Here is a 24082-nt window from a genome sequence, read left to right as displayed (position 1 = left end):
AATTTTTTCATGCGTATGACGTGTCTCTTTATGCCCACCCAGACCGCAATAGTTGCTGTCGATATATCAAAAGAGAGTATCCCATTTCGATACTCTCTTCCCTTTATCTTTTTTCTAAACTCTCATACTCGGAAACTATTTTTGAAATGAGCTCTTCATCCGTTAATTTCGTCACATGGCGAACCACTTCAGCAACCGTATTTTCCGCAAATAGTCGGCTTAATTCTTGACTTTCTTCATCATTCTCATCGCGGTAACAAAAAGCTTTCGCTACTGTCTGGATCAATGCCTCTACATTTAATTGACGTTCATAGGCTTCACGAATCGGTTTTATGAATCGTTCATCATACCCTAGTTTTCGAATAGGCGTTCTGCCTACTCGGCTAATGTCATCCGAAATAAAAGGGTTTTTGAAACGGCTTAAAATTTTGTCCATGTATTGTTGGTGCTCTGTTGCATCAAAGTTCCATTTTTGGATCATCAATGCTCCTGTTTCGTTCAGTACACTCTTCACATCTTGTAAGACGGCTTCATCTCTCAAAGCCTCATCAATCATGTGATACCCAGCATATTTCCCATTGTAGGCTGTAGCAGCATGACCTGTGTTTACTGTAAGCAATTTTCGCTCGATGAAAGGATTTAAATCTTTGACATAATGAACCCCCTCAATCTGTAACGCTGTATTTTTCAATTCCTCACTGTCAACTACCCATTCTTTATAAGGTTCGACAGTAACGCTTAATACATCCTCATGAGTCTGAGCTGGAACGATCCGGTCAACGGCAGCATTTGGAAATCCAATGTAACTCTCCATATAACTTAGATCTTCTTCTGTTAAGTGCTTAGTCACTTCTTCTTTTAAAAAGCTGCTGCCCTCTATCATATTTTCACAGGCAATGATATCCAACGATTGTGTACTGTTGCTCTTTTTTCTTTGTTGAATTCCTTGAGCAATCAAAGGTGCGATATACGGCAGAACTTTCGGACCAATGGCCGTAGTAACAAGATCTATTTCGCCAAATAAATCAACAACTTCTTCAGGATTTGTTCCATTATTGATACCATAAACTTTATCAATTTTCACTGTTGATTTTTCTTCTTCAGCCAAATGAATCGTGTAGGAATTATGTTGATTCAACGCATCAATAATGTCTTTATTCACATCTACAAAAGCAACGGTAAATCCGTTTTGATTTAAAATTTCCCCAATAAACCCTCGTCCAATATTACCTCCACCAAAATGTATAGCTTTCATTTAATCGATTCCTCCCAACAACTGAACGATTTCACTTTCCGATTTCGCATCAGCCAGTTTCACTACATTCTCAATTTCTGAGCAGTACACTGCAATTTGAGATAAGATATCCAAATGTTCATCACCGACTCCAGCAATTCCAAAAACGATGGTCACTAATTTATCTTCATCTGGTTTTCCAAAATTGACTCCATTTGGAATTTGTACTACAGAGATCCCAGATTTTTTGATGGATTCTTTTGATCCATCTGTTCCGTGAGGGATCGCAATAAAGTTGCCCATATAGGTAGAAACGGTTTGTTCTCTTTCCAACATAGAGTCAATATAGCTTTCTTCAACATATCCTCCTAGTACCAGTAATTTCCCTGCTGCTTTAATCGCCTCATCCTTGCTTTCAACTGTCTGATTTAATAACACGTTCGTTTCATTTAAAATACTCATCTACTATTCTCCTATTCACTAAGCTTTTATTTTTTCTAAATACAAATGATTTAAAAATTGACTGATCAATTCTTTTGAGCCTGAATTAAATAATTCCATATTGACGGAACTTTCTACAATCGCTGCACTGATCGCCCCTAATATATCTTGCGTTTTTTTACTTAATGGATCGGGACCCAGCATCATCAACACACGTTTCACCTGAAGATTCTTCTTATCCATAGCCTGAATTTGGAAGGGATGCGATAATTCAAAAATAGCAAAATAAGGTTTCAGGACCGCTTCATCAATACAATGAAACAACGCCATATTGGTGCTAGGCAATCCAATAGGTGCTAGTACCATTCGTTTGACTAATTTTTCTTTTACCTCTCTAGTATTTGATACGATCTCCCCTTCAAGCCTCTGGCACATTAAGGTTAGAGAATCCTCTATATTTGAGGGATTATTGATAAGAATCAAATCAAAATTCTCTAGAACAGTATTCACTTCAGACAATTTTTCGAAGAAATCTTTAAAATCATTCTCTTCTGCATGATTATGGGAATACAATTGGTCTTGCATTTCCTTTTTATTTTTCTTCTCTGCTAATATTTGTCGGGTGTACAACTTGATACTCTTCACCTCATCATCCATTAGAAGAGGCGTGACCACTTTATACTCCGTCTCAAAACCTTGAAGAAATACTGTCGAAAGAATCAAATCGTATTCTTCGTAATGCACATTGCTCAATTGCGAGATTTGGGAAATTTCGATCTCTGTAATTTCAGGAATGTGCTTCTTCAACCGGCTTTCCAAGATTTTGGCTGTGCCAACCCCGCTTGAGCAAATAACAAGTACGGACAACGATTGAGTACGTGGATTTCGTTCATAAGCAGACGCAAAATGGATAACGATATAGACTACTTCATTCGACAAAAATTTCGTACTTGGAAAAATGGTTTTTAAATTGTTTTGTACCGAAAAACTGATTTCTTCATACTCCTCAAAAATCTTATTGAGCAACGGATTATTGCTTTCTGGCATAGGAGCTTGTGCTCTATTTAATGCTGCAGATACGTGCTGCAGCAAATCCTGATATAAGGTCTCATCCAGATAAAAATCCCAACCCAGATCTTTTGAAACCAGCCGAATCAATTCACGAACTTTATACCCTAGATTGACATCAAAATCTTCATAAAATTCATTTTTTAGAGGAATGTTCAGCCCCTGAATCTGCAGAGCTAAAAACTCCTTTTCTTCTATGGGTAAGGTTTCCAAATGATAAACCAATTGGATATTTTCCATAATTTTGGTTGCCATCATTTGACTTTTTTTACTATGGGCTATCGTCTTTGGTGTATTTAATTGAATCTCATCCAGCAACAGCCCCAGTTTCATTCGTGTAATAGAAATACACAATAGAATGACCAAACGTTGAAATTGAGTATCCGTCACTTCTTCGGTATTGAATCCCGCTATCTCTTTCAATGCCTTATAAGCATATTCAAGATCTTCAGGATTTAATTCATCCAGAAAAGGGTTATGAATGTTTTTCCACCGTTCTTGTTTTAATTGATTGCTTCGATCAAACAATTGAAAAAAATCGTATTCGTTGATTTCACTGGTAATCAGCCCGCTGATGATCAAACGCCGGTTACTTTCAGAAGCTTCAGCTAGAATTCCTTTTGCTTTTCGCCTGTTGATTCTAATTTGGTACTCGTTAAATACTTCTTCAATAGAGACTAAATCTGACTGAATCGTTCCCACGCTGACATTTAAATCGATGGCAAGAGACTCCATTTTGACCTCTTCTTTTTCCATCAATAATGTGATGATCAATTTGCTTTGCCTTTGTTGGACTGACAGTTCTTCTAGGGGAGAGCTGACTTGTTCTTTTAGTTTTTCTAAAAAAACATCTTTCCCGATCAGACGATACCCTTTCGTATCTCGAGTCAACTTTATTTGGAACTGAGCTAACGCACTTTCCATACTGGAAATGACTCTATAAGTGGTACGATTGCTGACAGATAATTGTTCACTCAAATAATCGATCGTCACACCATTTGGTTGTTCCAAAAATATATTTATCAATTTCTTTTCTCGATTAGATAGATACAATTTCCTCCTCCTCTCTGGAAAAAAATTTCTCATTAAATCAATAAACAGGAAAGCAGTGTAAGATAAATTACACCACTTTCCTTATTAAATTTTTATGAATGGTTCAATTATTGTTCTTTCAAACGATTCACAACTTCATCGTACTTAGGACTGCTTAAGAAGTTATCTACAGACACATGAGTTGCCCCAGGAGTTTTCTGAGAAGCTCGGTCCGTTAATTCTTCTTGTGTAATAACCAGTAACCCTTCTTCATCTTGCAAGTTGCTGATAGAAGAATTTGTAACAGGAATGTCTAATCCCGCTTCTTTGACTTTTTTACGCATTAGAGAAGCTCCCATTGCACTTGAACCCATTCCTGCATCACAAGCAAAAATAATTTTAGACACTGCTGAATCACTCACGTTGCTCACTGAAGTTGTTACAGGAGCTGTAACAGATTGACCTTTTGATTGTGACTTAAGATTTTGAGATTCTTGAACTTTAGCGTCAAATTCTTCATCTGAATCTTTTACTTTAGTTGTTTTCAATATCAAAGCGGCTACTGCAAAGGAAACTATTGCACCTGCAAGCACCCCTAGAATAACGCCTATGTGACTGCCTCTAGCCGTCATCCCTAAAATTGCAAAGATTGAACCAGGAGATGCAGCTGCAACTAAGCCTGAACCCATGAGTACATTTGTAAAGGTACCAGCGATCCCACCAGCAATAACAGCTAAGAACAATAATGGATTCATCAATACATATGGGAAGTAAATTTCATGGATCCCACCGACAAAATGAATAACAGATGCTCCAATAGCAGAAGATCTAGATGAACCTTTACCAAAAACCATGTAAGCTGCTAAGATACCTAAACCAGGACCAGGATTTGCTTCTAATAAGAATAGAATCGATTTGCCTGCTTCGGCAGCTTGTTCAATACCCAATGGTGTCAAAATACCATGGTTGATAGCGTTATTTAAGAACAAAATTTTTGCTGGTTCAATAAAGATATTTGCTAATGGAAGCAAACCAGCATTCATGATCCACGCTACGCCTTGACCCATAATATCTGTCAAGGTTTGAACAAATGGTCCAACAATATAGAAGGCAATGACTGCCATGATAAAACCAATAATACCGCTTGAGAAGTTGTTGACCAACATTTCCAGTCCCGTTTTAATTTTGTCTCCAAAGGCTTGATCAAATTTCTTGATTAAATAACCGCCTAATGGACCAAGAGCCATAGCTCCAATCAACATAGGTACTTCTGAACCCATGATGACACCAAATGTAGCGATCGTTCCGACTACTGCTCCACGTTGACCATATACGTTATACCCACCTTGATAAGCAATCAATGATGGCAATAAGAATTTCAACATTGGATCTACAATAGTGGCCAATTGTTCATTTGGTAGATAACCGTCTCCGATAAATAAGGCAGTAATAATCCCCCATGCAATAAAAGCGCCAATATTCGGCATCACCATCCCACTTAAAGCACTACCAAACTTTTGAACGGCCGACTTTCTTCCTGTATTTGACTTTGATACTGTTTGTTCCACGACATTTCCTCCTTTAAATAATATTCCTTTTCTCATGTAAAAACTTACAATTTATTGAACACGTTTTCAATGCATCCTACTGTCAACTTTGTCACGCCCGTTTGTGTCAAGAGTGTGTTTACTATATACGCTGACAGCACTACTGTTTTTAGAGTGCCTATTTGCCTCCGCGCATTTCGTATAGACCAATTTTTAAATAAAAATAAAACAATTCATTGACATCTTTTTGCTAGTGCTGTACTATTTAGTTGTTCTCGTTGCCAAGCGTTCCTGATATTGTCTATACCAATTAAATAAACTGATTAATATCGTACGTTTTACGAGCTGGTTGGCATCTACTACACGCAAGTTAAAAATTAAAAAATACCATAGAAAGTTGGAATAATGAATGTGCGGAATTGTAGGATATATCGGAAATAAAGATGCAAAAGAAATTTTGTTAAATGGTTTAGATACTTTAGAGTATCGCGGGTATGATTCAGCAGGAATCTACGTGATGGATAATCAAAAAACGGGTCATTTATTTAAAGAAAAAGGACGTATTGCTGCTTTACGAGATAAAGTGGATGAATCTGTTTCGGCTTTTTCAGGGATCGGCCACACTCGTTGGGCAACTCACGGAGTTCCAAGTGTAGACAACGCTCACCCGCATCAATCAAACAGTGGTCGTTTTTCTATCGTTCACAACGGTGTTATCGAAAACTTTACAGAAGTACGCGATGCTTACTTAACTAATGTTCCATTACACAGTGATACAGATACTGAGATCATCGTTCAATTGATTGCTTGGTTTGCTGAATCTGAAGGATTAGATACAATGGATGCTTTTAAAAAAGCTATCGTTACTTTAAAAGGTTCATATGCTTTAGCATTAGTAGATAACGAAAATCCAGATGTGATTTATGCAGCAAAAAACAAAAGCCCTTTACTATTAGGTACTGGTGATGGATTTAATGTGATTTGTAGTGATGCAATGGCTATGATTCGTGAAACGAATCAATTCATCGAGCTGATGGACGGTGAAGTAGCTACATTATCAAATGAAGGCATTCAGATCGAAGATTTATCTGGTGAAGTGATCGAACGCGATTCTTATACCGCACATTTAGACGCAAATGATTTAGGTAAAGGCACTTACCCATACTACATGGCGAAAGAAATCGACGAACAACCAGCTGTTATGCGGAAAATTGTCCAAAACTACCAAAATGAAGCCGGCAAATTAGAAATGGATCCTGAAATTTTGGAGGCTGTTTTAGCTAGTGACCGTATTTATATCGTAGCTTGTGGTACAAGTTACAATGCGGGATGGGCAGGAAAACAATTGCTTGAAAAAATGACTCAAATTCCTACAGAAGTGCATTTATCAAGCGAATTCGGCTACAATATGCCGTTATTAACTGAAAAACCATTCTTTATCTTCTTATCACAAAGTGGCGAAACGGCTGATAGTCGTCAAGTATTAGTCCAAGTAAACGAAATGGGTTACCCATCTCTAACACTTACTAACGTACCTGGCTCTACTCTTTCTCGCGAAGCACAATTTACATTATTGTTGCACGCTGGTCCAGAAATTGCTGTTGCTTCTACTAAAGCCTATACAGCGCAAATTGCGGTGCTATCTATTTTGGCTGAATTAGTGGCCAAAGCTAAGGGATTGCCTATCGAAATCGATATTGCTCACGAAATTGGGATCGTAGCCAATGCTATTGAATCCGTTATTGATGACAAAGAAATTTTTGAACAGCTTTCTTTAACTCATTTGAGTATCAGCCGTAATGCATTCTATATTGGACGCGGTGTTGATTACTACCTGGTTATGGAAGCTGCCTTAAAATTGAAAGAAGTTTCTTATGTTCAAACAGAAGGCTTTGCGGCTGGAGAATTGAAACATGGAACGATTGCTTTGATTGAAGAAGGCACTCCTGTTATTTCGATCATTACAGACGGAAAAACGGCTGGGCACACACGCGGAAATTCACATGAAGTTATTTCTCGTGGAGCTCACAGTATGATCATTGCTATGGAAGGCTTAGAACAAGCTGGCGATGCTTATGTATTACCAAAAGTTCATGAATTATTGACTCCTCTCGTGAGTGTCATCCCGACTCAATTGATTGCATACTACACTAGCTTGCACCGTGGTAATGATGTAGACAAACCAAGAAACTTGGCTAAGAGCGTTACCGTTGAATAATGTTTCGATAAAGCTTCTGCATAAACGATGAATATCGTCTATGTGGAAGCTTTTTCCTTAGTTTTATCTTCATCAAATCATATCATTAGCCAAATGTGTCGAAAATTTGTACAATGTAGTTGTATCAAATAGCCAAGAAGAAATAAGGAGGAAATCAATAATGAGCAAATTTGTAGAAGGAAGTTATTTATCTATAGAAGAAGCACAAAAAGCAATTGACGTCTTAGTTTCTCGAGGGTATGCAGAAAATGATATTACATTAGTCACTAATTCATCTGTTAAAGATTCTATTTCAATGGACACAGATGTAGATGTGACCACGAATTATGATGGAGCAACAGATAACGATGACGACAAATCGATGTGGGATAAAATCAAAGATGTCTTTACTGTAGACACTTATGATGAAACTTCTTACGACTCTCCCGATTACAATCGTGATGACGATGTTTTATATAACTACAAAGAAGACATTGATAACGGAAATATCATTGTGCTAGTAGATGGTGACCCTAACATGGGTGCAGATAATGTAAATACTACTGACGCAGATACATTAGATACTTCAAGCCCTACCGCAGTACCGCCAGTAATTGATCCTACTCCATTGCCTGGAGAAGGTATTATGCCTGATCCTGCTTTAACTCCGGGAGATAATGTAGTGGCTGATCCGGATCCAGTTCCTGAGGTTGATCCAACTCTGACAGATCGTTCAATGGACGATACGGATAAAATCACTCTACAAGAAGAAAGACTAGATGTAGATACAAATGAAGTTCAAACGGGTGAAGTTAACATTAAGAAAAACGTTACTGAAGAAACAAAAACAGTAGAAGTACCTGTAAAACATGAGGAAGTAACGATTGAAAAACGTCCTGTTACTGGTAATGAATCAGCTGACGGAGTCCTAGGTGATGAAGAAGAAATTACTATTCCTATTACAGAAGAACAAATTGAAGTAACGAAACGTCCAGTAGTTACAGATGAAGTTGTTGTAAACAAAGAAACTAAAGAAGAAACTAAAGAAGTATCTGAAACACTTCGTAAAGAAGATCTAGATGTCGATACTCAAGGTGATGTCACTGTTGATAATGATGATGACTTAAAAAGATCTTAAGCCGATTAGATGGTAAAGAAAAAGTAGGACGAATTCGTCCTACTTTTTTTCTGTTGATAAAAAAGCTCACCATACAAGTCAATCGCAAGATGATTTTGTATGATGAGTTTTTCTATTTATTTTCTTTTATCGCTTGGTTCTACTTGCACTTCAGTTGACTGTTTTTCTGTTCGAGTAATAGGAGCTTCAACAGGTTGATGCTGTGTACTCGTTTCCATACCTGAAGTGGAATGATTCGGTAAATGCCTATTCAGTTCATCCTCAAGACTATCTATTTGTTTCTTCAAACCTTCGATCTCAGCATTTTTTCTGATCAGCTCAGATTCTGATTCTCTTTTAGCTTGTACTACAGCCTCTTCTTTTGTCTTATCTGCTATTCTTACTTTGTCATCTTGATCTCTTAGCTTTTCGTCTTTTTCTTTTAGAGTCTCTTTGTTTTTTCTTTCTTTTGAAAGAGCCATCAGCCATGCTGCAACCAAACCTATCACCAAAAACCCTACCATGACTGCCCATAAAGGAACAGTCATTTCCGTAAATCCTATGTTCAGTTGCAAAGTGGCATCAATGTTCAAGAAAATCAATGCTGCAGCCAATAAAAGCAATATGATACTTATAGCTAGTCCCATTTTTTTCCTCCTTCATTAATCATCCTTAATGAATTCGATAAAAAGCCAACTTAATCTTGAGGATTTTGTACCGTTGCATCAGCTTCAGCTTTGCCTTGTTCAGCTTCATTCTTTACTTCTTCAGCTGTTTCTTTGGCAGTATCTTTAGCATCCTCTGCATCACTTTTTACTTGATCAGCAGTATCTTGCACTTGGCCTTTTACTTCTTCATAGCCGTCTTTTAGTGTTACACGAATATCATCTGAAGCATCTTTAGCTACTTGTTGTAAATCAGCACCTTTTTCTTTTGCCATATCCGCATATCCTTTGGCAGTCCCCATTGCTTCTTCTCTTTTTTTCATTAAATCTTTTCTTAACTCTTCTCCAGATTTTGGAGCAAATAACAATCCTAGAGCTGCCCCGATTGCTGCTCCTTTTAAAAATGCGCCTGCTTTTGTCATACGATTTCCTCTTTTCTATTCATTTTTAATTGCTTTATAAATTTATTATACGCTATTCTTTCGTTTTGCTAAACAATAACGCCTGTAAAATTGGATTCACGTCAATTCAATCATTTTTGAAACAGAAAAAGCTTAGATCAGTACCACCAATACAGATCTAAGCTTTATTATTTTAATTGTTTAAGTTAGAGTCCAAATCCTTTGAAACCACTATCGCCTATTGCATTTTTAGCTGCATCCATCAGTTCTTGGCGTTCTTTTTCATTGATTTCTCCGTCTTCCTTAGCCCGTTGAAAATCTTTCATTAAATCACCAATCTGCGCTTTATCAACATTCTTAAGTTTTTGTTTCAAATCATCAAATTTTTGACTCATTCTATTTAGCCTCCTCAATGACTTTTACTATACTCTAAGAATAAGAAAAATCGAGTAAAATGGCAAATGATATGCTTGTAGTCCCTCATTGAAAGATGCTTTGAACTTAATAGCTGACAACTGATTATTTTTTATAGTTTATATTAGCATCATATTTTTTTGATTGACTGATGATCATATCACTCACTAATTTTTCCGCTGAATCAAATAACCAAATCCGTTCTTTATCAGCAAACCTCCAGCTTGTTGTTTATCTATATTTTTCACTACTTTTTCACTTGGTTCACATCTAATTTTATTTTTAGGTCTCCTCTAGTTGTATCCTCTATTTTGTATTGGCTATACAAAAAACTTCATCTAGCAACTACTGTTTACAACCCACTCACCGGAACACTCAACTTCTCTACCATTACATCAAACCACAACTGATAACCATCGCCATTCGGATGGACATGATCATCCAGAATAGCCTCTACAGCTACATGCTCTTCTTCTAATTCTGTCTGCATCAATTGATAGATATCGATTAAAGGCCAATTTTGTTCGGTAATAAACGTAGCGATTTCTTTATTGTACTGATCATAAGTTATTTTCCCGTCTGCAAGGAGTACATCATTATAGATCGTAGGATTGGCTGTCGTGAAAATAACCAATGTATCCGGCAGTTCTCTAGTAAAAGCCTCCATGATCCACTGGATATCGGCTTTTGTTTGAACAAGAGTATTTTGCGGATAACGATTATTATTGATTAAACACAACTCAAAAATAATCATGTCTGGTTCTTCTTCAATAACCGGCACAATTTTGTTGTTTTGTATCAGGTCCGAAGTACTGTAGCCGCTATAGCCATGATTCTGCACATTCACATTGATCTCGCTATAAGCATTCAAATGCTGTTCAAGCAATCTGCCCCATACAGGCTGGGTCTCAGTTGCCCCTAACCCCTTTGTCACACTGCTGCCTAAAACTACTACATTCATTATTCCATCTCTTTGGGATACGAACCTAGCTCGATCTAATATACTTTCTCGCTGATAAGCATCTGAATTGACATAATTAGCCGTCATTGCTGCTTGTTTCCGGTCATTCCGGCTCAGTATATAAACACTGACTACGAATCCTAGCACCAGTATCACAACTCCGACCATATACCATTTTTTTCTGCTCTTACTTAAACCCCTCATTCGTGAAGCTCCTTATACACTATTTAAATACGTCCAAAAATTCTTTATCTGCAGTATAACACAGAATATCATTCTCAGCAGAATCAATCATTCAAAAAAACAGCTGACTCTTTATTTATAAAAGAGTCAGCTGTTCCATTGTTTTTTATGGTTCTATATCATTTGACATTGGTAAGTGAAAAAAAATTAATTCTAAACCGTTAAAAACTCATTCCTAGAATTTTTTGGAGGAATACGGGGTTGCTTATAGCCATGAAAGAGGATGCAATGGGAATTACTTAGCGTTAGGCTTTAGCCGTTACGCTAAGTTTGACGCTTGCAAGCCTTGAGACGCGGTTCCCATGGCTCTCCATAAGCAACCCCGTAGACCGGAGAAAATTTCTTTACCAACGCTAGAAGATGAAGATCTTTTTTTATTTCTTCTTCGTGCTTTTACTTTCCAATTCTTTCCCTAATTCAATAATGTATTGAGCTAAATCGTCTTTGATTTGCGGGTGAGTTAGTCCATATTGAATGCTTGTCTGCATGAAGCCGAATTTATCCCCGACATCATATCGTTTTCCAGTAAAAACATGCGCAAAAACCCGTTGTGTCGTATTTAACTTATCAATCGCATCCGTTAATTGGATTTCGTCCCCAGCACCTGGTTCTTGATTTTCAAGTATAGTAAATATCTCTGGTGTTAATAAGTAACGTCCGATAATCGCTAAATTACTTGGAGCCTCTTCTGGTGCAGGTTTTTCAACAAATTGACGTACGTTATACAGTTTTTCGCTGATTTGACGTTCTGGATCAATGATGCCGTATTTAGAAGTATCTTCTTTAGGTATCTCCATTACAGCGATATTGGAAGCTTTATTTTTATTGTATTCATTGATCAATTGTTTCGTCAAGGGTTCTTTATCAATCATCAGATCATCCCCCAACATAACAACAAATGGTTCATCTCCAACAAAAGCTTTAGCATGCAACACTGCATCCCCTAAACCTTTAGGATAAGATTGACGAATGAAATGCAACTTGATTTTTGTCGTTTCTTCAACCAGTTTTAACAACTCAAGTTTATTTTTTTCTTTTAGATTTTCTTCCAATTCAATATTGGAATCAAAGTGGTCCTCAATCGAGCGTTTGCTTTTACCAGTCACCACTAAGATTTCTTCGATTCCTGATTGAATCGCTTCTTCCACAATAAATTGGATCGTTGGCTTGTCTACGATCGGCAGCATTTCTTTTGCCATCGCTTTTGTAGCAGGTAAAAATCTTGTCCCTAATCCTGCTGCAGGAATAACCGCTTTTCTTACTTTTTTCATTTCTTTCCTCCTAGATTACTTTTTTAAATGACTTATTCATTCATAAGACTCTCTACAAGTATACTAAATCCAAACACCTTTTCCTAGTATAATTGGTCTACTCACCAAGCCTAAAAACGCTGCTAGAATAATCCAAATAATTTACTTCGTTTGATTTTCATTGGAGTTGGTGGGACAATAACTTCTCCATTTACCAAATCCTTCGTGACTTGTTGATATTCTTCTACTTTATTCGGTCCATACTCTTTTTCTAACTTCTCAAAGGCTGCTTTCATATGGAATGAGCGTTTATTGACATTGTGCGCATCTGAAGCGATGAAATGTACGAGATTAGCCTCAATCAGCTTTTTGCTGACTTGTTGGATATCTTTCCCGAATCCACCCGTATAACTTGCTGCTGTTAATTGAGCTAAGGCTCCTTTTTCGATAAACGGCATTAAAACATTCGGGTCTTTTAGTACGGCATGGTTCCGCTCAGGATGTACAATCACTGGTGTCACACCTGAACGCTGCAATTCAAAGAACAAGGTTTCTGTATATGCAGGAATCGACGGTGTGGGAAATTCAATCAGCACATATTGATTGCTTTCATCAATAAACTGAACATTTCCCATTTCAATATCTTCCATAAGTTCACCGGTGATGCGAACTTCTTGTCCCGGAAAGAGGGTCAACGGGATACCTCTTGCATCCAACTCTTCTTGTACTTCTTCTACTAAAGGCAAAATATCTGGTTTCTCATTATCCCAATGTCCATTCTTGTAATGAGGGGTAGCCAAAATGTGAGTGATCCCTTCTTCCACAGCTGTTCTTGCCATATCCATGGAATCTTCGATCGTTTTAGCTCCATCATCAATGCCAGGTAAAATATGGCAATGCAAATCAATCATGTAAAACACTCCTTCATTTTCTATCAGAACAAGGCGATTTCTCTTCTATTTATTATAGCGAACTTCTAACCACATGGCTAGTAGCGAATTGACAACGTAAAAAGTCCCCACCCATCAGTGAGGACTCATTCTATTTGATTTCTATTTAACTATTTTTCCATTTCCATTCTGTTACTTCCGGTATATCTTTACCTTCTTCACGAATGTAATCATGATGTTTTTGCAGCAACTCATCCATTTCTTTTGTAAAGCCATCTGAAGTCCAACCAAGACCAACTGAAGCGATGGATTTAGCTAATGTGAAACGGTCCATTTTATTTAATACACGCATATCAAACGGAGTGGTGACTTCTCCATTTTCGCGATAGCCATGTACCGTCAAATTACGATTGTGCCGATCGAAAAACATATCTCGAATCAATCCCTCGTAACCGTGATAAGCAAAAACAATTGGAGTATCTTTGGTAAAATACCCATCAAAGTCTTTATCACTTAGCCCATGCGCCGCTTTACGTTGACTACGTAAAATGAGCAGATCCACCACATTAATAAAGCGGATTTTTAATTTAGGGAAATGTTCCCGTAAAATGGAGACTGCTGCTAAAGCTTCTAAATTTGATTCTGTACCAGCAGCTGCCACTACTACATCCGGCTCGCCATCTTTATCACTACTAGCCCAGTCGATGACTTTCAGACCTTTGTCTGCTAATTCTTCAGCTTCTTCCATACTATAAAATTGTGGACGAGGGTGTTTGCTGGAAACGATTAAATTGATTTTTTGCTCTGATTGAAATACTTTATCCATGACAGCAAGCAATGAGTTTGCATCCGCTGGCAAATATTCTCGAATAAATTCAGCTTTCTTTTCCGCTAAATGGGTGAGAATTCCAGGATCTTGATGTGTATAGCCATTATGATCTTGCTGAAAAACGGTTGAGGAAGCCATGATATTTAAAGAAGAATATTTTTTGCGCCATGGGAGTTCATTAGCCTTACGCAGCCATTTGAAATGTTGCGTCAACATGGAATCTACCACTCGTAAGAAACCTTCATAGCTGACAAAAAAACCATGTCTGCCGGTTAAAACGTATCCTTCCAACCAACCTTCTGCTTGATTTTCAGACAATTGAGAGTCGATCACTCTGCCTGTTGCAGATTGAAACTCATCTTGTGGTTCTTTGATCGACTCCATCCACTGGCGATTAGTAACTTCAAATACACGATTCAACCGATTAGATTTCATTTCATCTGTACTGAACAAACGGAAATTGGTTGGGTTCTCCGTCACGATATCCCGTACAAAACTTCCAAACTCCGTCATATCTTGCGCATCTTCAGATCCCGGTTCCTGAATGTCCAGCACATAATTTCGCCAGTCGGGTAATTGTAACGGTTGAGGATCAATTCCCCCATTGGCGATAGGATTCATAGCCATTCGACGTTCTCTTTTTGGAGCTATTTCTTTAATTTCTGGAACCAAAGCTCCATTTTCATCAAATAACTCTTCAGGACGATACGATTTTAGCCAGTCGACTAACGCATCCATGTGCTCAGTATCTTCTTGGTCTACAGGTATAGGGATCTGGTGGGAACGAAATGACCCTTCAATAGGTTCTGCATCCCATTCTACAGGACCAGTCCATCCTTTAGGGGTACGCACGATCAACACAGGCCATTTAGGCATTTTAGCTTCTTCAGCACTATTTTCACGAGCGGTATCTTGAATCGTTTGTATTTTTTCAACCACTAAATCCAGTTTTTCTGCCATTTGAGAATGAACCTTTTCTGCATCAGTACCTTCTACAAAAATAGGATCCCAATCCATTCCTTCAAAATAAGCTGTCAGCTCTTCATCTGTTTTCCTGGAAAGAATCGTTGGATTGGCAATCTTATATTCATTCAAATGCAGTATAGGCAATACTGCTCCATCCGTTACAGGGTTAATAAATACATTCGAAAACCACGAAGTAGCTAAAGCTCCCGTTTCTGCTTCACCATCTCCGATCGTAACTGCTGCAATAACATCTGGATTATCTAGAATCGATCCTACCGCATGCGACATCGAATATCCCAATTCTCCACCTTCGTGAATAGATCCAGGTGTTTCTGGAGCCGCATGTGACCCCACCCCTCCTGGGAAAGAAAATTGTTTAAACAACTTCTGCATACCGATCTCATCTTCTGTGATGTCGGAATAGATTTCTGTATAACTGCCATCCAGATAGGCATTGGAAATCATCACTTGACCTCCATGTCCTGGTCCTTCAATAAAGAACATGTTTAAATCATATTTATTGATGACACGATTCAAATGAGCATAAATCATATTTTGTCCGGGAATCGTTCCCCAGTGGCCGATTGGATTAGCTTTTAAATCGTTTGCTTTTAAAGGACGCTTTAACAGAGGATTATCTTTCAAATACAATTGCCCTACAGAAAGATAGTTCGCTGCTCGCCACCAAGCATCTACTTTATTCAAATACTCTTTTGAAGAATAATCTGCTGAATTCGTCATAGTAAAGGCTCCTTTTCTTTTTTTCTATGCCCCTACTATAACGTTTTTACTTCTCTAGATACAATTAATTGAAACGATATCAAACAAAAAAAGCCTCAGTAGAGTAGATATACCCCACCAAAGCTGTTTAATTCAATCCTAACATGTCCACTACTTTATCTTGTTGGTTAGTGTAACGGTTCAGTCTTTCAAATGAAATCTTTCGGTCCGCTATGGCTTCCAGTTCCATAATATCCAAAGACCCTAAATCGCTCTCTTTGATAGAGAGAGCTACATGATTATTTGTTAAGCACTGAATATTGTGTGAATCTTCCAGAACACTCTCCCGCTCAATCAACACCAATTTTTTATTCGCCGTAATGGCTTCAGAAATCGTTCCCCATCCTGCTTTAGCGATCACTATATCACTAGCTGCCAGATAATTGTGTGTATCTAATGTATCAACCGGCAATTTCACTACATGATCACTTCCAGTAACGGTTACTCCGCTAGTCGTAAAAATTGTTCCGCTGTAATTTTCAACGTGGATAGTATCTATGGTCACTGCTTTCCCACAAGAAATAAAAATACTAGATCCATAATATTGTTTAAGGTCGCTGATTTTTCTCCAATCTAACTCACGAGCCACAAAACCAATTTTCTTTTTAGGAACTGTAATGCTTTCCATCGGAAGCGCCAATGAATATTCAATAAACTCGTCAAAATAGGCATAGGCAGTTTTGAATTGATCAATAATATCTTGTTTTAAATAGAAGTATTCGTATTGTTCAACCCAAGTGAAGTTCGATAACCCAATCGTACGTACATTTAATTTATTCCCGACCAGTGCTCCAATAGGACTGATATCACTGATTACGCATTCTACTGTCCGTGTTTTTAAATGATCTACTTCTTTTGCAACAATATCTTCCCATTTTGCTACAAAATCGATTAACTGCCGTTCAGTTTCTCTAGCATCCACTACTAAACTGTTGTCAGCTGTTACCAGACCCACATCTGTCTGAAAATCACTAAACTGCATTCGATTCTGATATTTTGCTAAGTAATTTCTTGCAAAATCATTTTGGTATTTCCCACATGCTAAGTAAACATGATAATCCGTCTTTTCCATTACTTCTTCAATCACTGCTAAACTTCTCGTCATATGTCCAAATCCATGAGAGGATACATAGAAAACTACCCATCTTTGAGTCATTAAACCCCTCCAACATTCCATTTTTCGCAAAGAAAAGACTAATTTGCATTTGCTACACAAATTAGTCTAGTCAATCTTAATTATTGTGGTATAAATCTCTTGTATAAATTTTGTCTTCCACATCAGCTAATTCTTCAGTAACACGGTTTGTCACGATCACATCAGATATCTTTTTAAATTCTTCCAAGTCATTCACAACTCTTGAATGATAAAATTCAGCTTCTTTTAGTACAGGTTCATAAACCACTACTTCAATTCCTTTAGCTTTAATCCGTTTCATAATTCCTTGAATCGAAGAAGCTCTAAAATTATCCGAATTTGTTTTCATCGTTAAGCGGTAAATCCCGACTACTTTAGGATCTTTAGCCACTACTTGTGAAGCTAAGAAATCTTTACGCGTTCTGTTCGCATCCACGATAGCACCAATGATATTGTTTGGCACGTCTTCATAGTTGGCCAATAATTGTTTGGTGTCTTTTGGCAAGCAGTAGCCGCCGTAACCAAATGAAGGGTTGTTGTAGTGATCTCCAATACGTGGATCTAACCCAACACCATCAATAATCGCTTTTGTATCCAATCCTCTTACTTCTGCGTAAGTATCTAACTCATTAATATAAGCTACGCGTAAAGCTAAATATGTATTAGAGAACAATTTCACCGCTTCAGCTTCTGTAGATTCCATGAATAGCACGTCGATGTCTTCTTTAATAGCTCCTTGAACCATTAAATCAGCAAAGGCTTTTGCTTTCTCCGTTTTAGCTCCTACAATGATTCTTGAAGGATACAAGTTATCATACAAAGCATTTCCTTCTCTTAAGAATTCAGGAGAAAAAACAACACTTTGCGTATGGTACTTTTCATTGATTTCTTTTGTATATCCGACAGGAATCGTTGATTTGATGATCATAGTCGCATTTGGCGCATATTCTAAGACATCTTCAATCACTACTTCCACTGCAGAAGTATCAAAATAATTTTTTTTATCATCGTAGTTTGTTGGTGCAGCGATCACCACCAATTCTGTTTCTTCATAAGCAAATTTTTTATCTGTTGTAGCCGTTAGATCCAACTCTTTAGTTATTAAGTATTCTTCGATCTCTTTATCCACGATAGGGGATTTTTTTTGATTGATCAGTTCTACTTTTTCAGGAACGATTTCTAACGCACGTACACGATTGTGTTGTGCCAATAAAACAGCGTTAGACAAACCAACGTATCCTAATCCTACTACAGTAATATTCATTCATGTGCACTTCCTCTTTAGTTATCTCTTCAATAATAATCTAATGGTAGCAAAAAAACATCTACAAAACAATCCTTTTTGAGAATTGTTAGAATAACGTAAAAAAGACCATGAATTCAATCATGGTCTTTTCTGCTACTCAATTTCAAGTTGTGTTTTGAGCGTCTCTGAGACAGTCGCTAATTCATTGTCATCAATGATTGCATAATAGATACCGTCAATTTTTGTTCCAGCACCTTGCAATTGAATTTGCTCTACATTCGAAGCAGCACCTCTATAATCATTAAAGATAGAGACCATGTTATCAAAAGTAAGGTTTGTCTGCATATTATTTTCCAGAGTTCCTAAAACTCCTTGGTAGTTCATAATAGTAGATAATGAAGCTACTTTGCTCATTGCAGCCACAATAATCTGTCTTTGACGAGCTTGACGACCATAGTCGCCATTTGGATCATCGTAACGCATACGAGAATAAGCTAGCGCCGCATCTCCATCTAAGGTAGTTGTTTGACCTTCAACAAATGAGTACCCATCATAGTCAAACGACAAATCCGGTGTAACTTGGACTCCGCCTAGAGTATCTACAATATCTTTTACCCCTTGCATATTGACTTCGACATAGTAATCAATAGGTATATCCAATAAGTTTTGTACTGTGTTCATAGACATAGATACACCACCAAATGCATACGCGTGATTGATTTTATCCATAGTACCTCGGCCAATAATTTCCGTATATGTATCTCTCGGTATACTTACGATAGATGTTTGATTGGTATTAGGATTCACTGTCATCACCATCATAGTGTCTGATCTGCCTTGTTCTGTTCGGCCTAGATCCCCGGTATCAACCCCTAATAACAAGATAGAAAACGGTTCTTTATTTCCGACTTCAACCGGATTTTCTCGAAGCTCATTTTTGTCAACGTCTTGATAAATTTCGTCTGTGGTACTTGTTACATCACTATAAACCTTCCATACGAAAATACCTGCTGCTATAAGTAAGACTAAAAAAATGATTCCAATAGAACAGCCTAATTTTTTTAAAAAAGAGCTTTTTTTCTTCTCAGGTTTTCTACGTTTAGTACGTGTATTATTGTCCATCGTTCTCCTACTTTCAGTGATTACTCGATTTAGATAAAAATAAAAAACTTTTCCTATATATCATACTATTTTATCAAAAAGTAATCTATATAAAATTGTGAATTTTTTCGCATCGTTTCTCTTTATTTACTTAAAAATCAAGAGGCCTGTTCTGTGTTCGTTCAAATGAATATGAAATAGCATCTAATATACGTTCTGCCGATTTACCGTCTCCATATGGATTACTAGCTAAGCTCATCTTTTGATAAAGAGACTCATCCGTTAAAAGTTGTATCATTGACTGTTCAACATTTATTTTTTCAGTACCTATTAACTTTAATGTACCTGCTGCTACTCCCTCTGGCCGCTCAGTCGTATCACGTAATACTAAGACCGGAACTCCTAAAGAAGGTGCTTCTTCTTGTACGCCACCAGAATCTGTCATTATCAAATAGCTGTGAGCTGCTATATTATGGAAATCAATCACATCAAGAGGATCAATCAAATGAATTCGATCATGGTTTCCTAAAAACTCAGTAGCCAATTGTTGTATAACTGGATTTAAATGAACTGGATAAATCACTTCTATATCTTCATTAGTTTCTACAACATTATGTACTGCTTCAAAGACTTGTTGCATGGGTTTCCCTAGATTTTCTCTACGATGCATAGTTAATAAAATGGTTTTTTTATCAGTACGGATACTTTTTAATACTTCATTGCTATAATCTTCTTTTACTGTTTCGTTTAAAGCATCAATCGCTGTATTTCCTGTTACAAATATATTTTCATCGAGATGGTTCTCTTTCAACAAATTTTCTTTGCTTTGTTTTGTCGGAGCAAAGTACAAATCTGCTATGACATCTGTTACTTGACGATTAATTTCCTCTGGAAAAGGAGAAAACTTATTCCAAGTTCTTAATCCAGCTTCTACATGTCCTACTTTGATTTGATGATAAAAAGCCGAAATACTAGCTGCAAAAGTTGTTGTTGTATCACCATGAACCAAAACAATATCTGGTTTTGCTTCTGCCATAACTTTATCAAGTCCTGTTAAAACATTTGCTGTTATTTCCAATAAAGATTGTCTTTGCTTCATCACATCTAAATCATAGTCAGGTTGGATATTAAAAAAAGACAACACTTGATCCAACATTTCTCTATGTTGCGCTGTAACTGTTACAATTGATTCAAATTTTTCAGGTTGTTTTTCTAATGCTAATACGATAGGAGCCATTTTGATAGCTTCTGGACGTGTTCCAAATACAGACATGACTTTTATTTTTTGCATTTTAAGCCTACTTTCCATATATAACAAAATGTGATTTCTCTCAATTATTCCAAATTCTATATTCATCTAGTTTATCATATATAAGTAAAAGCGTCTTTAACAAACGAAAAATTATAAAAAAGCGAAGCTTTTTGGGTCAACACTTAAGTTACTTTATGAAAATAAATTATTTTCATAAAGTAACTTATAGTCCTTTGTTTTATTTCGCCAATTGTAAAATTAAGCTAGAAAAATAAAAAAACCATTCGTGGTGCACTCAAAATGTATTTCCGTCTAAAGAAAACATGGGAGTGATCACGAATGACCTAACCCATATTACCATGGATGAACTGGTGATGATAGATGCTTACTACCATCAAAACATCAACGTTGCGAAAATTGCGAAATACCGGAAACGGTATTGGACACCGATTTATAACGCCATTAATTTCCTGAAGAAAGGCCATACGGCCTTTGATTACTATCAACAGTACATGGAAAACAAAAAATAGTGTGGTAGGCGGAAAAGAATTCTCCAACTCGAAGTATTTAAGTAATTAGCACGACGTTGCTATCTATTTTACAGATCCAGGAACACCTTCGCAACGCGAGCTGAATGAACATTTCAACTGTCTCCTACGAAAAGACAAATTGCCTAAAGCAATGGAATTCAATCTGACTGATCAAGCTTTCATTTCTTCAATCGTAGACAAGCAGAATTTAAAGAGAACACTTTATCCATAATTTTATATATTAACCTCTCTTAACACCATTTTATAAAAAGACATAAATTTTTAAAATTCGTAATCAAAGCAATTAGCTTTTAGATAATAGAAATATATGTTAATTAACAAGATACCAAAAAAATAATTATATCTATACCAGAGAGACATAAAGAAACAAAGTTACTATTAATTAATGATGTGGAAAAATCAATAAATTATTTAAAATCAATTAATTCGTATAGATATTTACTTTAACGAATAAAAATCTTATATTAATATAAGTTAAACGATAATTTTGTAGATTATTGCAAGGCTTTTCTATCTATCCAACCTATATTTTTTCCTTCTATAGAAATATAAGCATATTTATTGTCAGATGTTTCTTTTATTATTTTTACTTCTTTTCCTAGATAATCTGATGAAGAAGCCACTTTTGTATATCCTAGAGTTCCCCAAGGAAGCGTATCTATTGAAATACTTTTTTTGTTTACCCGTATTGTATAAGGTTTTATTTCTGACTTCAATGTTTGCAATGAGTTTTTATTAATCCAACCAATTTCTTTTCCATCAACAGAAATATAAACATAATCTCCATTGCTCATTTCTCTTGTTACGTTTATCTCTTTTCCCTTATAATCTGAGGTTGAAGCTATCTTTTTATAACCAAAAGTCCCCCACGGCAAACTATCAATTGAGATACGCTCTTTAGCTATAAAAGCCGTATAAGAAACAGTTTTAGTTAAAAATTGCTTAATAGAATTTTTATCAATCCAACCTATATTTTTTCCATTTGTTAGTATATAGATGTACTTCCCGTCTTCTGTTTCTCGGGTAATTTGTAATTCTTTACCTGTATAGTCTGAAGATGAAGCTATTTTTTTATAACCAAAAGTACCCCATGGTAAACTATCAATTGAGATACTATTTTTTGCTATGATTCCTGTGTAAGAAAGAGTTTTTGTTTTAAACTGTTGTATTGCATTTTTGTTGATCCATCCTAGACCTTTTCCATCAACTAAAAGATAAACATATTCTCCATCTTTTGTTTTCCGAGTTACTTGCAGCTCTTTCCCTAAATGGTCAGTTGATGAGGACACTTTTTTATATCCAGGAATACCATATGGTATTGTGTCTATCGATATACTAGTTTTTTTAATAATTGCATTATAGGCAACAATATTCGTTTCAAATAAATTTAAGGCTTGTGAATTTATCCAACCTATTTCTTCTCCGTTCACTACAATAAAAGCGTATGCTCCATTGTGTGTTTTTTTTGTGACTTGAGCTTCTATTCCTACAAAGTCTGAAGAACTTGCAATTTTTTCAAAACCTTTTATTCCCCACGGTAATGAATCAATAGATATTCCGCTTTTTGTAATAACTGTGTTGTAATTAGTCTGTTCCCATAAATCATAGTTTTGTAAATCATAACTTGCAATAATACTATTCAATTTAGAGGCATATTCTGGATCTGTAGCATATCCAGCATCAGATAATGCTTTTGTAGCTTCTTGGTAAGTTCCTGCATTTTTCAACCACACTTTTTGATATCGATCTTTCTTTAAAAATAATGCATGATCTTTAAAAGTTTCTGTATAGGAAGAATACTTTCTGAATTTAGCTGAAATTGTTATATAATATCCACCATCTTTGTGATTTTGATCCTTAACCCATTCTTTAGTATCTACAGTTACAAAATTTCCAGTATAACCATTTTCAGCTTTTATCCCGAAGAGGTTATAATTAGGGGCTTTTGATAAACTACTGTTCCCCCAACCACTTTCTAAAATAGCCTGTGCCATAATAACCGACGGGTATAGTCCATATTGATTTCCCATATTTACAGCAGCTGAAGCAATACTATTGATGAAAACAGTAGTAGGGACTATGGAATTAGTGCTAAACAAAGAAATTTTATTTTTTTTGTTTATTTCTTCTTCCATAATTTTCATAGCTAATTCACGATTTTCTTCTAAAGAAAAAACGTTCTCTTTAATCTCTTCTGTTTCATTTTCTTCTGCACTTGTTGAATCTTCTTCTTTCTCGCTATTAGCTGCTTCAGTCTCTTCTGTTTCATTATCAATTGTTGTAGCTTCTTCTGTTTTACTATTAGTTTTTGTTTCATTTTCATTATCAATAGTTGATTCTTGCTCACTTGTTTCATTACTTGAATTCATTATTTCAGTATTGTCTATTTCTTTAGTTTCTAAAATAGTTTCTTCTGCTGCTACAGGATTTTCAGAACTTTCTGATTCATCTTTTTTTATTTCTACATTATTATCTTTTTCATCTTGTTTGGTAATATCCGTTTCAACTAGTTCCTTATTAGTATTAGAATTATTTCCCTCTGCTAACACAATTGTTGGTGCAACAGCTGATAAAAATATCGATAAAACAATAGAACTCACTAGTGTTGCATAAATATAGTCAGAATATTCTGAACTATTATTTTCTTGAAAAAAGTAAAAAAAATCGAATGCTTACGCAAAGGATGACTATTTCCAGAAAATTTTGCTTATTTAGCTGATTCCATTAGCATCCAACAACAACGTTTTATTGTAGTCAATTGG

The 24082-nt window shown here is 36.3% G+C and carries 19 protein-coding genes and 1 pseudogene; 4 read left to right on the top strand and 16 right to left on the bottom strand.

Annotated elements, in window-relative coordinates; genetic code table 11:
- Positions 1-103: 103 nt before the first annotated feature.
- The 4 genes from ACEN4I_RS12095 to ACEN4I_RS12080 all read right to left on the bottom strand — a co-directional run bounded on the left by ACEN4I_RS12095 (position 104) and on the right by ACEN4I_RS12080 (position 5343).
- Entirely contained in the window at positions 104-1255 is a 1152-nt protein-coding gene (locus ACEN4I_RS12095; protein WP_407103162.1) for a mannitol-1-phosphate 5-dehydrogenase, read from the bottom strand.
- A complete protein-coding gene (locus ACEN4I_RS12090) occupies positions 1256-1696 on the bottom strand; it encodes a PTS sugar transporter subunit IIA (RefSeq protein WP_407103161.1) in 441 nt (146 codons plus the stop codon). It abuts the gene before it with no gap.
- Positions 1697-1714: 18 nt separating this feature from the next.
- Entirely contained in the window at positions 1715-3796 is a 2082-nt protein-coding gene (locus ACEN4I_RS12085) for a BglG family transcription antiterminator (protein ID WP_407103160.1), read from the bottom strand.
- 107 nt (positions 3797-3903) lie between these two features.
- Entirely contained in the window at positions 3904-5343 is a 1440-nt protein-coding gene (locus ACEN4I_RS12080) for a PTS mannitol transporter subunit IICB (RefSeq protein WP_407103159.1), read from the bottom strand.
- A 388-nt stretch (positions 5344-5731) separates the two neighbouring features.
- Here ACEN4I_RS12080 and glmS point away from each other — a divergent pair, with 388 nt between their 5' ends.
- Together glmS and ACEN4I_RS12070 are read left to right on the top strand one after the other, a co-directional pair.
- The gene (glmS, locus tag ACEN4I_RS12075; RefSeq protein ID WP_407103158.1) at positions 5732-7540 is read left to right on the top strand and encodes a glutamine--fructose-6-phosphate transaminase (isomerizing); all 1809 of its coding nucleotides are present in this window, start codon (positions 5732-5734) and stop codon (positions 7538-7540) included.
- A gap of 160 nt (positions 7541-7700) precedes the next feature.
- A complete protein-coding gene (locus tag ACEN4I_RS12070) occupies positions 7701-8657 on the top strand; it encodes a YsnF/AvaK domain-containing protein (RefSeq protein ID WP_407103157.1) in 957 nt (318 codons plus the stop codon).
- A gap of 116 nt (positions 8658-8773) precedes the next feature.
- Here ACEN4I_RS12070 and ACEN4I_RS12065 read toward each other — a convergent pair whose 3' ends face one another.
- From ACEN4I_RS12065 to wecB, 11 genes are all read right to left on the bottom strand, one after another.
- On the bottom strand, positions 8774-9283 hold the full coding sequence (locus ACEN4I_RS12065; RefSeq protein ID WP_407096915.1) for a lipopolysaccharide assembly protein LapA domain-containing protein: 510 nt from the start codon (positions 9281-9283) through the stop codon (positions 8774-8776).
- 50 nt (positions 9284-9333) lie between these two features.
- A complete protein-coding gene (locus ACEN4I_RS12060; RefSeq protein WP_407096914.1) occupies positions 9334-9723 on the bottom strand; it encodes a YtxH domain-containing protein in 390 nt (129 codons plus the stop codon).
- Positions 9724-9908: 185 nt separating this feature from the next.
- Complete coding sequence (locus tag ACEN4I_RS12055) at positions 9909-10097, bottom strand: hypothetical protein (protein ID WP_407096913.1); 189 nt, start codon at positions 10095-10097, stop codon at positions 9909-9911.
- 371 nt (positions 10098-10468) lie between these two features.
- Positions 10469-11281, bottom strand: a complete 813-nt coding sequence (locus tag ACEN4I_RS12050; protein ID WP_407103156.1) for an SGNH/GDSL hydrolase family protein — start codon at positions 11279-11281, stop codon at positions 10469-10471.
- 413 nt (positions 11282-11694) lie between these two features.
- Complete coding sequence (gene galU, locus ACEN4I_RS12045) at positions 11695-12591, bottom strand: UTP--glucose-1-phosphate uridylyltransferase GalU (RefSeq protein WP_407096911.1); 897 nt, start codon at positions 12589-12591, stop codon at positions 11695-11697.
- Positions 12592-12713: 122 nt separating this feature from the next.
- A complete protein-coding gene (locus tag ACEN4I_RS12040) occupies positions 12714-13481 on the bottom strand; it encodes a tyrosine-protein phosphatase (protein ID WP_407103155.1) in 768 nt (255 codons plus the stop codon).
- Between the two features lie 145 nt (positions 13482-13626).
- On the bottom strand, positions 13627-15996 hold the full coding sequence (locus ACEN4I_RS12035) for a phosphoketolase (protein ID WP_407103154.1): 2370 nt from the start codon (positions 15994-15996) through the stop codon (positions 13627-13629).
- A gap of 127 nt (positions 15997-16123) precedes the next feature.
- The gene (locus ACEN4I_RS12030; RefSeq protein ID WP_407103153.1) at positions 16124-17191 is read right to left on the bottom strand and encodes a glycosyltransferase; all 1068 of its coding nucleotides are present in this window, start codon (positions 17189-17191) and stop codon (positions 16124-16126) included.
- Between the two features lie 76 nt (positions 17192-17267).
- Complete coding sequence (locus tag ACEN4I_RS12025; RefSeq protein WP_407103152.1) at positions 17268-18434, bottom strand: nucleotide sugar dehydrogenase; 1167 nt, start codon at positions 18432-18434, stop codon at positions 17268-17270.
- Between the two features lie 135 nt (positions 18435-18569).
- Entirely contained in the window at positions 18570-19538 is a 969-nt protein-coding gene (locus ACEN4I_RS12020) for an LCP family protein (protein ID WP_407103151.1), read from the bottom strand.
- Between the two features lie 130 nt (positions 19539-19668).
- Positions 19669-20808, bottom strand: coding sequence for a non-hydrolyzing UDP-N-acetylglucosamine 2-epimerase (wecB, locus tag ACEN4I_RS12015; protein ID WP_407103177.1), 1140 nt, complete (start codon positions 20806-20808; stop codon positions 19669-19671).
- A gap of 290 nt (positions 20809-21098) precedes the next feature.
- Between wecB and ACEN4I_RS12010 the strand changes: the two genes are divergently transcribed.
- Both ACEN4I_RS12010 and ACEN4I_RS12005 read left to right on the top strand, forming a co-directional pair.
- Positions 21099-21299, top strand: a complete 201-nt coding sequence (locus tag ACEN4I_RS12010; RefSeq protein WP_407127824.1) for a hypothetical protein — start codon at positions 21099-21101, stop codon at positions 21297-21299.
- Between the two features lie 10 nt (positions 21300-21309).
- Positions 21310-21507 (top strand): annotated as a pseudogene (locus tag ACEN4I_RS12005) (IS30 family transposase); the annotation flags it as partial.
- A 307-nt stretch (positions 21508-21814) separates the two neighbouring features.
- On the opposite strand, the gene ACEN4I_RS12000 reads toward ACEN4I_RS12005, so the two are convergent.
- Positions 21815-23920 carry a GW dipeptide domain-containing protein gene (locus tag ACEN4I_RS12000; protein WP_407103148.1) on the bottom strand — a complete coding sequence of 702 codons (2106 nt, stop codon included), beginning with the start codon at positions 23918-23920 and terminating at the stop codon, positions 21815-21817.
- Positions 23921-24082: the final 162 nt, after the last annotated feature.

The sequence above is a fragment of the Desemzia sp. FAM 23990 genome, from assembly GCF_045528485.1.
Classification (GTDB): Bacteria; Bacillota; Bacilli; order Lactobacillales; family Carnobacteriaceae; genus Desemzia.
This window is presented reverse-complemented; position numbering and strand designations above follow the sequence as displayed.